Raw genomic sequence first — 11,734 nt, forward strand, 5'->3', positions numbered from 1 at the left:
CATCCGCGCGATCGAAGCAGGAGACCGGCTCCGTGCTCCTCGAACAGCGGCAGAGCGCGATGGCCTGCTCACTGGAAAGGAAGGTCGTGGGGGCCCGGGCCTCGGCGTAGCACTCGGCGGGAGCCGGGGACGTGGCGCCCTGACACAGTCGCAGCGCCTGCTCCGTGGTCAGGGAGACCTCGTCCTCCGCCCGCTGGTAGCAGGCCAACGCTCCCTGGCCCGGCTCCTCGGCGAGCGCGCTGCCCATCCCCAGGAGCGTCATCGCCACCGCCAGCCTGCCGTGCCGTCCCCACATGGCGTGCACCTCACACCTCGTCCTCGTGAACATGGAGCGTGCCCCGAAGGGCATCAAGCCAACGCCACCGGGCAGGCCCGTGCCCACATGTCCGCTGAGTGGACAAGCTTGGATGTGATGGGATGGTCCCCCCATGAGAACGCCGCGCTTCTCGCTCCTCACCCTCACGCTCCTCACCCTCCTCTCCGGCTGCAGGCGCCCCTCCGCGCCCGCCGGGGCCGATGCGGGCACTCCGAGGGCCGAGGCTCCGAAGGGCCCCGAGGTGACGCTGACGGTGAAGGGCTCGGACACCATGGTCGTCCTCGGCCAGCGCTGGGCCGAGCAGTTCATCGCGAGCCACCCGGGCGTGAAGCTCCAGGTGACGGGCGGCGGCTCGGGCACGGGCTTCGCGGCGCTCATCAACGGCACCACGGACATCGCCATGTCCAGCCGGCCCATCAAGGACGCCGAGAAGGAGCAGGTGCGCCAGCGCCACCCCACCGGCCCGGTGGAGCTCCCCGTGGCCCGCGACGGCATCACCTTCTATGTCCACGAGACCAACCCGGTGGACAGCCTCACCCTCGCGCAGCTCAAGGCCATCTATCAGGGAGACCTCACCCGCTGGAGGGACGTGGGCGGCAAGGACGAGCCCATCGTCGTCTACTCGCGGGAGAACTCCTCGGGCACCTACGTCTTCGTGAAGGACGAGGTGCTTGGGGGCGAGGACTTCACCGAGCGGGCCCAGACGCTGCCCGGGACGGCGGCGGTGGTGCACGCGGTGGCCCTGGAGCGCAATGGCCTCGGTTACGGCGGCGCCGCCTACGCCAAGGGCGTCCGGGAGCTGAAGGTGAAGAAGGACGCGCACTCCGAGCCCATCGCCCCCACCGCGGAGAACATCCGGAAGGGCACCTATCCGCTGGCGCGCGACCTCTTCTTCTACCTGCCCCGGCAGGCCACCGGCACCGCCCGGGCCTTCATCGACTACGTCCTGTCGCCCGAGGGACAGAAGATCGTCACCGACGCGGGCTACTTCCCGGTGAAGTAGCCGCCGAGCCGCTGGCACCCGCGGCCCGGGATTGCGTAGGCTGGGCCCATGATCCAGGGCTCGGGCCGCTGCCATTACCACCCGGAGCGCACCGGGCTCGGCATCTGCGTGGAGTGCCGCCGCGTCATCTGCCGCGAGTGCACCACACAGTTCGAGGGCATCAACCGGTGCGCCAGTTGCCTGGGCAAACGCCTCCAGGCGCTGGAGGGGCCGGCGGAGCGCCGGGAATGGAGCGTGGGCAACGTGATGCTGGCCCTCATCGGTGCCGCCGTGGTGTACGGCTTCGTCCTGCTGTTCGCCCAAGTGGCGTCGGAGCTCTGAATGGCCGTCTCCGCGCTCGAACTACGCCCCCGGGGGGCGGTAGCCATCCTCGACGCGGGCCTGCGCGTCTGCGTGCGCAGCTCCGGTGTGTGGGCCCTCACCCTGCCCGGCGGGGCGCTCGTCACCGCCGCCCTGATGAACCTGACGGACGCGGTGAGCCACCGCCGGAGCCTCGCCCTGCCGGCGCTGGGCTTCACCCTGGCCTGGTTCGCCCGCGGCCTCTTCCAGGGTGCCGCCTGCCACCACGTGCAGGAGCTGCTGCTCGGAAAGGGCGCTGGAGAGCCCGCCGCCTGGGCCTCGCTGCGCGCCGCGCTGGCCCGGGCCCCCAGCCTCCTCTGCGCCGTGGCGTACCTCTTCCTCTTCAACTTCCTGTCGGTCAGCGTCTCGCTGGGCCTCGCCTGGTTCTTCCTGTCCGCGCACCTGGTGGGCTACGCCGCCACCATGCAGGGCAAGGGCAGCCCCCTGGGGCTGTACGGGGTGTGCTCGCGGATGCTCGGCCCGGCGCGCGGCAGTGCCACCGGTGTGCGCCTGCTGCTGCTCGTGCAGCTCCTCGTCTTCTTCAACCTCCACATCGGGGCCAACGCCCTGCTCTACATCGGCCGCAAGCTCATCGGCATCGACCTCACCTTCGCCGAGCGCTTCGCATCGCTGGACAACGGGCCCTGGGTCGTCTTCCTCGTGGCCGCCACCTTCACCCTCTTCGAGCCCCTGCGCGCCGCCACCTCCACGCTGCTGCTGGTGGACGGGCGGGTGCGCCAGGAGGGATTGGACCTGCTGGCGGCGGTGCAGCAGCTCCCCTCCAAGGCGGGCAAGGGCGTGAAGGCGGCGCTCGTGTTGCTCGCCGTCCTCGTCTCCGGCCCGCTCGCCACCCCGGCCCTGGCCCAGGACACCGAGGCGGCCATGACGCCCGTTGGCATGGAGGAGCGCCTGTCGAGACTCGCCACCCACTGTGAGCTGGAGGAGGGGGACACGGAGTCGTGGCGGCGGACGCTCGCCTCGCTGAGCCCGGCCGAGGCCCAGAAGTTCCAGCGGCTCGTGCGCGGCGTGGAGCGCGAGGTGTACGAGGGCGAGGACTGCGGCGCCCTGGACCGGCTCGAGCAGGGCGTCAGCCTGGCGAACCAGACCGCCGCGCTGGAGAAGGCCCAGGCGGACGCGCGGGCGTCCCAGGCGCGCGCCCGGGACATCCTCTCGCGCCCCGAGTTCCAGGTGCCCGAGCCCCAGGAGGCGAAGCAGGAGGGCACGAAGGACCCGGCGCAGCTGAGCCTCTGGGAGCGCTTCCTCCGGTCGCTGGCGGAGTGGCTGGACAAGCTGTTCAAGCGCTCGGACGAGGAGCCGGTGAAGCGGATGCCCGACGCGGGGTCCGCGGGCCAGGGCGTGGCCAACGTGCTGGTGGTGGTGCTCGTCGCCGGAGTGCTGGTGGTGCTCGTGCTGGTGCTGCTGCGGGCGCTCGGCAAGGACCCGACGGGCGGCGAGGGCGAGGGGCTGGAGGTGAGCACCCAGGACGCGGCGACGCTGGCGGCGGACCCGATGAACGCCCTCTCGCGCCCACCCGAGGGTTGGGCCCACCTCGCCGACGAGCTGGCCGCCCGGGGCGAGTACCGCGAGGCGGTGCGCGGCCTGTACCTCGCCCTGCTCTCGCGCCTGCACCGCGAGGGCGTCATCCACTACGACACCACGCTGAGCAACTGGGACTACCTGCGCCAGTTCAAGGGCCGCCGCGAGTGGGTGCCCCCCTTCCGCGAGCTGACGCGACGCTTCGACTTCGCCTGGTACGGCAACCTGCCGGTGGGCGAGGCCGGCTACCGGGACTTCCGCGCGCTGTGCTCGCCCATGCTGTCCACCCCCGCTAACCCGGAGGCCGTCGGTGCGTGACCGTTTCCCCCTGCTGATGGTGGGCGGGCTGCTGCTCACCGCCCTGCTGGGCACGTGGCTCGTGCGGGGCGCGGCGCGGGGTGGCTTCGCCGACACGCTCTCCACCTGGCGGGCCCAGCCGGATGGGGCGCGTGGCCTCTTCCTGCTGGCCCAGGAGAGTGGCCTGCCCGCCGTCCGGCGCACCGCGGACCTTCAAATCACCCAGGGCACGGGCTCGCTGGTGCTGCTCGCGGTGGAGGTGGAGGACGCCCGCGAGGACGACCCGGACCAGACGGCGCTCGCCGCCGAGCGGGACGAGGGTTTGGAGGACGAGGAGGTGCCCCGCCACGGCCTCAACCGGCTACACGTGCCCGAGCTGAGTGAGGGTGAGACGGAGAAGCTGCTGGAGCACGTCAAGGGCGGCCACTCCCTCATCTATGTGCCCTGGGGCTCGAAGGAGAACCGGCTGCTGGACGCGGTGGGGGTGAAGCTCACCAAGGCGGACACCTCGCTGCCCATGCGCACGCTCCTCCCACCGCTCTCCAGCCCGTACACGCTGGGCGTGGAGCGCGTGGAGGCGAAGGTGCAGGCCTACCTGACGCTGTCCCAGGAGGGCACGGTGCCGGTGCTGGTGGACGAGCCCCTCGGCCTGACGGTGGCGGCGGTGGTGCCGTACGGCGCGGGCAAGGTGCTGGTGCTGGGCGCACCGGAGCTGGCGATGAACCAGGCGCTCGCGCGCGCGGACAACGCGCAGTTCTGGCTGAGCGCCCTGGGCGCGCTGGGCTCCGGCCCCTATGAGTTCGACGAGCACCACCACGGCTTCACCAACGAGCGCTCGGTGGTGGACTTCGCCCGCCGCTACGGCCTGCACTTCGCGGTGGGGCAGTTGCTGCTGGGACTGTGCCTGTGGGCGGTGGCGCTCAAGCGCTTCGGCCGGCCACGCCCGCCGCCCGAGTCCGTGCGCGTGGGGGCCACGGACGCCCTCTTCGCCATGAGCCGCCTGTACCGCGAGGGCCGTCACCACGGCTTCGCCGCCAGCCTCATCACCCGAGGGCTCACCCAGGAGCTGGCGCTGCACGCGGGCCTGCCCGCCCACGCCCCCACCAGGGCCGTGGTCGAGGGACTGGACGCGCGCGGGCGGGAAGATCTGGCCAACGGCCTGCGCGCCGTGGTGCGCAACGCCGAGGCCGTGTCCGACGAGAGCGCCCTCCAACAGCTCGCCACGCGCGCCGCCGCGCTGCGCAACCGCATCCATCCTTCCGGGCCGCTCCCGAGCGCGCCCGCCGATTCGACAGCCGAGGATTCATGACCCTGCCCACCTTCGCCCCCCCTCCCACCGCCGCCACCAGCAACGCCGTGGCCGCCGCCCACGCCATCCGCGAGGGCGTGCTCGCCGAGGTGCGCAAGGCCGTCGTCGGCCAGGACGAGCCCCTGGAGCTGATGCTCGTCGGCCTGCTGGCCGGCGGCCACGTGCTGCTGGAGGGCGTGCCGGGCGTGGCCAAGACGCTGATGGCCAAGGCGCTCGCGCGCGGCGTCAGCGCGGACTTCAAGCGCATCCAGTTCACCCCGGACCTGATGCCCGCGGACATCCTCGGCACCAGCATCTTCGACTTGAAGAGCCAGGCCTTCGTCCTGGTGCGCGGCCCCATCTTCACCGACCTGCTGCTGGCGGATGAGATCAACCGGGCCCCCGCCAAGACACAGTCCGCGCTGCTCGAGGCCATGCAGGAGCGCGGCGTGTCGCTGGAGGGCCGCAACATGGCCCTCTCGCCCCTCTTCACGGTGTTCGCCACGCAGAACCCGGTGGAGTCCGAGGGCACCTACCCGCTGCCCGAGGCGCAGCTGGACCGCTTCCTGCTGAAGATCGACGTGGGCTACCCGGCGCCCGAGGAGGAGGACGCCATCCTGGAGTCGGTGCACCGGGGCTTCGACTCGGGCGACCTGGCGCGGGCGGGCGTGAGTCCGGCGGTGACGAAGGAGGGACTGCTGACGGCGCGCGCGGCGCTCAACGAGGTGACGGTGGAGCCACCGGTGCTGGCGTACATCCGCAAGCTGGTGGCGGCCACGCGCACCTCCAGCCGCATCCGCCTGGGGGCGGGCCCTCGCGCGGGCGTGCACCTGCTGCTGGCCGCGAAGGCGCTGGCGGCCCTGCGGGGCCGGGGCTTCGTCACCCCGGATGACGTGCGCTTCCTCGCGGGGCCGGTGCTCAAGCACCGCCTGCTGCTGTCGCCGGACGCGGAGCTGGATGGGGCCTCGCCCTCGGACGTGCTGCGCGAGGTGGTGCAGTCCGTCGAGGTTCCCCGGTGATTCCCACCGGGCGCCTGTGGGTGCTGCTGTGCCTGCTGGCCGTGCCGATGATGGCCGCGGGATTCTTCCCGGGCTTCGGCGGGGTGGTGCTGGTGCTGGACGTGCTGGCACTGGGGCTGGCGGCGGCGGACTTCCTGATGGCGCGGCGGGTGCGTCTGGAGGTGAGCCGGAAGCTGCCGCCCCGCCTCTCCGTGGGCGCACCCAACAAGGTGGAGCTGCTGCTGATGCACTGGAGCGGGCAGGCGGTGGACGTGCGCGTGCGCGACGACATCCCCGAGTCCTTCACCGCCGAGCCCGAGGAGGCCGCGCTGCACCTGCCGGCCAACAGCCAGACGCGCTGGGTCTACCGGGTGTCCCCGGCGAAGCGCGGCAAGTTCGGCTTCGGGGACATCCACGTGCGGGTGCGCGGGCCGCTGGGGCTCGTCTTCCACGAGCGGCACTTCCCGGCGGCGCAGAGCGTGTCGGTGTTCCCGGACCTGCGGGGCGCGAGCCGCCTGCTGCTCTCCGGCGCGGCGCTGGACCTGGTGAACCTGGGCCTGCGGCAACTGCGCCGGGACGGACGGGGCAGCGAGTTCGCCCGCCTGCGCGACTACGCCCAGGGTGACTCGGTGCGCGAGGTGGACTGGAAGGCCACGGCGCGACGCACGAGGCCGGTGACGCGGGTGATGGAGTCCGAGCGCTCGCAGTCCATCCTCATCTGCGTGGACGCGGGCCGCTCGATGGCGGCGCAGGTGGACGGGCTGACGAAGCTGGACCACGCCGTGAACGCGGCGCTCTTCCTGGCCTTCGTGGCGGTGCGCAACGGGGACCGGGTGGGGCTGGCGGTGTTCGCGGACGGGGTGAAGGCGTACCTGCCTCCGGCGGCGGGCCGCACGCAGTACCGGAAGATCCTCGACACGCTCTACTCCACCACGCCGAGCCTCACCTACGTGGACTACCTGGCGCTCTTCAAGGAGCTGAACGTGCGCCTCACGCGGCGCAGCCTGCTGTGCGTGTTCACGGACTTCCTCGACGAGGAGCAGGCCTCCACGATGGTGGCCCCGCTGCACCGACTGGCGCGGCGGCACGTACCCTTGTGCCTGTCGGTGAGGGACACGGCGCTGGTGAAGCTGCTGCGCACCGAGCCCGCCGGCCCCGAGCAGGCCTTCCAGCAAGCCGTGGCCAGCGAGCTGCTCACGGACCGCGAGTCCCTCAAGGCCAAGGTGAGTTCCGGGGGCGTGCAGATGCTCGACGTGCAGCCGGATGAGCTGAGCCTCGCCGCGGTCAACCGCTACCTGGACATCAAGGCGCGCGGCGTCCTGTAGGCGCCCCGTCCGTATCCGCCTCGGGCTGCCGTGTCCCGCGCATCCAGTCCGAGCCCAGGTACGCGTAGACGCCCACGCCCACGGCCAGGGCGAAGGACACCTTGAAGGCCACTGACAGCTTCGGCGGGTGGATCTGCGAGATGGTGCCCTCGATGAGGCCCGCGAGCACGAAGAGCACGAGCGTGCCGAAGAGGAGCTTCACCGCGCGCACCGCCTCCTGGCGCAGCGCCAGGCCTCGGGGAAGCCCTCGCGGAGCCACCTGCCCCCGGGCGATGACGAAGCCCGCCGCGCCCGCGATGCAGATGGCGGTGATCTCCGGAATGCCGTGCGGGAGGATCCACGCCCAGAACCAGCCGGCCATGCCCTTGGCCGTGTACACCTGGGCGAGCGCCCCCAGCATCAGGCCGTTGAAGAAGAGCATCAGCGCGGTGCCCACGCCGGCGGTGATGCCCAGGGCGAAGGCCAGGAACGCCACCTGGATGTTGTGGGTGAAGAGGAAGGTGGTGAACTGGGCCTGATCCTGCACGGACATGCCCTGCCCCGCGGCCTCGTCGGCGGCGCGCTTGACGGGGTCCAGCGCCAGGTGCTGGTCGGGGACGAGGTAGGGGGCGGCGTCCGGGTCCACCAGCATGCCCAGGTAGCCGAAGCCCAGGCCCGCCAGGAACAGAAGCACCGACGCCGTGTACATGCGCCACTCCTGACGCATCAACACCGGGAAGCCCCGAGCGACGAAGCCCCATACGTCCGCGAACCGGGGCCGCTGGCCCGGGTAGGTGAGCGCGTAGGCCCGGCCCACCAGGTCATTGAGGTACCCGCTCACCTCCGCCGAGCCGCTGCGCGCACGCACCCACAGCAGGTCGCTGGAGACGGCGCGGTACAGCTTGCCCAGCGAGCGGGCCTCCTCCAGCTCCAGGGCGCGCAGTCCCTGCCGCTCCGCCTTGTCGAGCAGGGACTCCAGCGTCTCCCAGCGCGGCCGGCGCGCCTCGATGAACTCGGGCATCTCCATACGAGACGACTCTAGCCGAGTCCGGGAAGGACCAAGGCTATTGCGGCTGGCGTCCTTCGTGGAAATCCGACGAGACCACCATGTCCGTGTTGAAGGCGGCGTTGCCGCTCAGCGCCGCGAAGAAGCCGTATCTGGAGAAGTCCTCCTGGGCCGCCACCCAGGACGGGTCCGGGTGGAGCACGAACCGCCGCTCGCGGTCCACGACGAACACGCCCTCGCGCGAGCCGAGGAACTTCTCGCCCAGCTCGCCCATGAGGGCGCACAGCGCGCCAAGCTTCACCTGGGTGCCGAGGATGCCGCGCACGGAGCCATCCCCCGCGGTGATGCACTGGTCCTCGCCCACTCCCCCTCCGAGTGGAGCCCCTGGGAGCAGGCAATCGAGCGTCACCTGGCACCACTGGAGCCCGAGCCGGTCCCGTTGGACAAGGTATGCTCCCGGCCCCCTTCCCCACTGGAGGAGAAGCATGCGCATCCCGAAGCCCGCTCCCGCCCGCTGGTTCGCGACGGTCCTGCTGCCGCTGTTGGCGGCCTGTGGTCCCACCGATGCAGGCGATGCCCTGCGCGCCCTCGCCGATTACCAGGACGGCCTCATCACCTTCTACGACGCGACGGGCGCGGGCAATTGCAGCTTCGCTCCGAGCCCGCAGGACATGGACGTGGCCGCGATGAACATCGGCCAGTACCAGGCGGGCGCGGTGTGCGGCACGTGCGTGGAGATCGAAGGGCCCAAGGGCAACCTGCGCGTGCGCATCGTGGACTCGTGCCCCGACTGCGAAACCAAGGGCCACCTGGACTTGAGCCGCGAGGCCTTCGCGAAGCTCGCCAACCCCATCGACGGCCGCGTGAAGGTGCGCTGGCGGCTGGTGACGTGTGCCGTGCAGGGCCCCATCCGCTACCACCTCAAGGAGGGTAGCTCGCAGTGGTGGACCGCCATCCAGGTGCTCAACCACCGTGTGCCCGTGACGAAGCTCGAGTACTGGAAGAACAACGCCTGGGTACCGGTGAAGCGCGAGCCCTACAACTACTTCGTCGAGCCCAGCGGCATGGGCACCGGCCCCATCAAGGTGCGCGTGACGGCCTCGGACGGGCAGACGTTGGAGGACACCCTGCCCGGAGCGGCCTCCAACAAGTTCTACGACGGTGCTGCCCAGTTCAAGGTCGACTGAAGAAGTGAAATAGTCGCGGCATGGGCCAGCTCGACGTCGGGACCATGCCGTCACCTATCGCGCAACGCCGTTTCGAGCTGGTAGGCCAGCTCCACGGTCGCGTGGGCGAAATGCTTCGCCTGGAGGCCAGTCGGCTGCGCTTCTCGCTGGGGGTGTCGCTGGCGGACCTCCGGCTGCCCTTCCACCTCACCCCGGAGGCCGCGGCGCTCTTCCCCATGGGCGTGCGCCAGCTCGCGATGATGCTGCTGTCGCGGCACAGGGACCTCGTCAGCACGGGGGAGTTCGACCGCTTCCTGCTGGTGGAGGAGTACTCCAACCTGCCCCCGCTGCCCGTGACACTGTCCCCCGCCACGGGTGGGCCGGACACGCGCGCCGTCGCGGACCTGGCCACGCTCACCCACCCCCTGCTGACGGGCGCGGTGATGGCGGCCTGGCTGGGGCCCGGAGGAGGAGGCCGCTCGCTGGTGGCCCTGGTCATCGAGCTGATGCGGCGCGCCTTCGGGGAGATGAAGGAGTCACGTGGGCGCGAGGAGACCCCGGCCCTGGTGGCGCTGATGCTGTCCTCGCAGCTCCCCGGCCTCGAGGGCGCCGTGCGCTCGCTGGAGCTGCCACACTCGGTGCAGCGTCAGATCCTCACGGCCGCGACCACCGGGGTGTACCTGGCCCTGCGGCTGGGCGTGGAGCGCGCGCTGCGCGAGGCGCAGGCCCCCGAGGAGCTCGCCACGCGCATCGAGTCGGCACTGGGACCCATGGCGGTGATGGGAGGCGGCAAGCTGCTGCTGACGGGCGGCTCCCTGCTCTACGGCTGCGAGCTGCTGGCCGGAGTCCCCGACGCGGAGAAGCTGGTGGCGCAGTACCCTGGCGGGCTGCCCGTGGAGACGGTGCGGGCCACGCTGGAGCAGGCGATCGCGGGCGACGACGCGGTGGCGCGCCGGGCCGAGCTGGCGGTGGGCCTGGGCGCCCTGCGCGAGGGACTGGTGCACGCGGTGCGGCTGGGCGAGGGAGGCGGCTTCAAGTCGACCCTGACGCAATCCCTGCGGGAGCTCGCCCTGCGCCCCGCCACGCTGACGGCCCTCCTGGGCGACGAGAAGGCACGCAAGCAGTGGGTGAAGGACCTCCGGGGCCACGCGGAGACGCTCAAGGGCCCCTCGGCCGAGGCTCTGGACAACCTGGCCACCATCTTCAAGGAGTACACGCCCAAGGCGCCAGCCTCGGCCACCGGGCTCTCGCGCTCCGGGGCCCATGCCCGCTATGCCCAGGCCGCCACCGCCTTCGTCTGTGACCTGTGGCTGGAGCGCGCGCTGTTCTCGCCACGGCGCATGCTGAACCCGCGCACCGGCGACGAGGTGGAGGGCGGGCTGGAGGCGGAGTATCAGGCGGGCCGGCTCTATCGGCTCTCCACGCGCCCCGGGCCCCTGCTGCGCTCCGCGGTGAGCGCCCCCGTGGCGCACCTCTTCGTGGACATGAAGGACTTCACCCGACGCACGCAGCTGCTCGGCGGGGCGGCGATGGCGGACTTCCTCCGGCGGGAGTTCTATCTGCCCATCCTCATGTCGGCGAAGGCGCACTACGGGGGCATGGTGCATCTCGCGGACAAGGGGGGCGTCTCGGTCAACAACCTGCTGGGAGACGCGCTCTCGCTGAGCGGGACGGTGGATCGGTTGGTGGAGCTGGCCAGGGACATCCGGAGCCACCTGGTGTCCTACGAGAAGCGCCTGGCCCAGGCCGTCTCCCGCGAGCAGGTGGAAGCGGCCCTGACGGCCATCGAGGAGGAGTACGAGCGCAAGCTCCAGACGGCCCGGCCCGGTCTGCGGCCCCTCCTGCTGCGCGACAAGGAGTCGGCGCTGGCGCGCGGCCGGGGCGAGGGCCTGGAGGCGGGCGTATTCGTCTCGTACGGCCCGGCGCCGCTGATCATCACCATCGAGGACGACGTGTTCGGCAACTCGAAGGTGGCCATCGCGGATCGCATCAACGAGAGCGCTCGGGGCACGGCGCGCTCCGGGGCGGCGCGGGCGAAGGCGGATGCGATGCTCGCGCGGGAGCGACAGCGGCGGGGGAACCCCTCCCTGGCGCATCCCTGGATGGTCTTCGTGGGCGCGCCGCTCCCCGTGCAGGTGCCCTACCCGGCCGAGGCCGAGGCGCGCGCGGCGCTGAAGGCGGGAGACCTGACGGGGGCGATGCGGGCCCTGGAGCAGGCGGTGCGCGACTCGCTGGAGGACGCCGCGAAGCAGGGGGAGGACGCCCCGGGAGAGATCTACAACTCGGGCGTCGCGCTCTCCGAGGAGACGCTGCTGGCCTACCAGGAGATGGCGGGAGACAAGCGGCTCTTCTACTCGTTCCAGGTGGCGCCGGAGACGCTGCACCCGGCCCTCCACGAGCGCTACTACTTCCCGCCGGAACCGCTGCGACTGACGGTGGGCTTCCACCCGACCGGCGAGCTGGCGGAGGTGTTCCGCTTCG

The 11,734-nt window shown here is 71.6% G+C and carries 10 protein-coding genes and 1 pseudogene; 8 read left to right on the forward strand and 3 right to left on the reverse strand.

The genetic code is table 11. The annotated features are described in order from the left end of the window. Nucleotides 1-295, reverse strand: a pseudogene (locus VF794_RS39640) (hypothetical protein); the annotation flags it as partial. A 133-nt stretch (nucleotides 296-428) separates the two neighbouring features. On the opposite strand from VF794_RS39640, the gene VF794_RS39645 reads away from it, so the two are divergent. From VF794_RS39645 to VF794_RS39670, 6 genes are read left to right on the forward strand one after another with little or no spacing between them, the layout of a single operon-like run. Then, nucleotides 429-1,319 (forward strand): phosphate ABC transporter substrate-binding protein, encoded by an 891-nt coding sequence (locus tag VF794_RS39645; RefSeq protein ID WP_331118889.1) that lies wholly within the window; start codon nucleotides 429-431, stop codon nucleotides 1,317-1,319. Nucleotides 1,320-1,367: 48 nt separating this feature from the next. Further along, on the forward strand, nucleotides 1,368-1,640 hold the full coding sequence (locus VF794_RS39650) for a hypothetical protein (protein ID WP_331118891.1): 273 nt from the start codon (nucleotides 1,368-1,370) through the stop codon (nucleotides 1,638-1,640). Further along, nucleotides 1,641-3,512 carry a DUF4129 domain-containing protein gene (locus VF794_RS39655; protein WP_331118892.1) on the forward strand — a complete coding sequence of 624 codons (1,872 nt, stop codon included), beginning with the start codon at nucleotides 1,641-1,643 and terminating at the stop codon, nucleotides 3,510-3,512. It abuts the gene before it with no gap. Then, nucleotides 3,505-4,800, forward strand: a complete 1,296-nt coding sequence (locus VF794_RS39660) for a DUF4350 domain-containing protein (protein WP_331118894.1) — start codon at nucleotides 3,505-3,507, stop codon at nucleotides 4,798-4,800. Before VF794_RS39655 ends, VF794_RS39660 begins: the two co-directional genes overlap by 8 nt. Then, nucleotides 4,797-5,798, forward strand: a complete 1,002-nt coding sequence (locus tag VF794_RS39665; protein WP_331118896.1) for a MoxR family ATPase — start codon at nucleotides 4,797-4,799, stop codon at nucleotides 5,796-5,798. The genes VF794_RS39660 and VF794_RS39665 overlap by 4 nt, the downstream gene beginning before the upstream one ends. Next, nucleotides 5,795-7,102, forward strand: coding sequence for a DUF58 domain-containing protein (locus VF794_RS39670; protein WP_331118898.1), 1,308 nt, complete (start codon nucleotides 5,795-5,797; stop codon nucleotides 7,100-7,102). Before VF794_RS39665 ends, VF794_RS39670 begins: the two co-directional genes overlap by 4 nt. On the opposite strand, the gene VF794_RS39675 is transcribed toward VF794_RS39670, so the two are convergent. Then, nucleotides 7,080-8,108, reverse strand: a complete 1,029-nt coding sequence (locus VF794_RS39675) for a stage II sporulation protein M (protein ID WP_331118900.1) — start codon at nucleotides 8,106-8,108, stop codon at nucleotides 7,080-7,082. The genes VF794_RS39670 and VF794_RS39675 overlap by 23 nt on opposite strands. 37 nt (nucleotides 8,109-8,145) lie before the next feature. Further along, nucleotides 8,146-8,451, reverse strand: coding sequence for a hypothetical protein (locus VF794_RS39680; RefSeq protein WP_331118902.1), 306 nt, complete (start codon nucleotides 8,449-8,451; stop codon nucleotides 8,146-8,148). Between the two features lie 121 nt (nucleotides 8,452-8,572). Between VF794_RS39680 and VF794_RS39685 the strand changes: the two genes are divergently transcribed. Together VF794_RS39685 and VF794_RS39690 are read left to right on the forward strand one after the other, a co-directional pair. Continuing rightward, complete coding sequence (locus VF794_RS39685) at nucleotides 8,573-9,274, forward strand: expansin EXLX1 family cellulose-binding protein (RefSeq protein ID WP_331118904.1); 702 nt, start codon at nucleotides 8,573-8,575, stop codon at nucleotides 9,272-9,274. A gap of 44 nt (nucleotides 9,275-9,318) precedes the next feature. Beyond that, a partial coding sequence (locus VF794_RS39690) for a hypothetical protein (RefSeq protein ID WP_331118906.1) occupies nucleotides 9,319-11,734 on the forward strand: 2,416 nt, incomplete at its 3' end.

It is taken from the genome of Archangium sp., assembly GCF_036389735.1.
Taxonomy (GTDB): Bacteria; Myxococcota; Myxococcia; order Myxococcales; family Myxococcaceae; genus Archangium.

What these genes read in the sequence shown, in the direction of transcription:
- VF794_RS39645 (WP_331118889.1), top strand. Translation starts at nt 429, where the DNA reads ATGAGAACGCCGCGCTTCTCGCTCCTCACCCTCACGCTCCTCACCCTC.
- VF794_RS39650 (WP_331118891.1), top strand. Translation starts at nt 1,368, where the DNA reads ATGATCCAGGGCTCGGGCCGCTGCCATTACCACCCGGAGCGCACCGGG.
- VF794_RS39665 (WP_331118896.1), top strand. Translation starts at nt 4,797, where the DNA reads ATGACCCTGCCCACCTTCGCCCCCCCTCCCACCGCCGCCACCAGCAAC.
- VF794_RS39655 (WP_331118892.1), top strand. Translation starts at nt 1,641, where the DNA reads ATGGCCGTCTCCGCGCTCGAACTACGCCCCCGGGGGGCGGTAGCCATC.
- VF794_RS39675 (WP_331118900.1), bottom strand. Translation starts at nt 8,108, where the DNA reads ATGGAGATGCCCGAGTTCATCGAGGCGCGCCGGCCGCGCTGGGAGACG.
- VF794_RS39685 (WP_331118904.1), top strand. Translation starts at nt 8,573, where the DNA reads ATGCGCATCCCGAAGCCCGCTCCCGCCCGCTGGTTCGCGACGGTCCTG.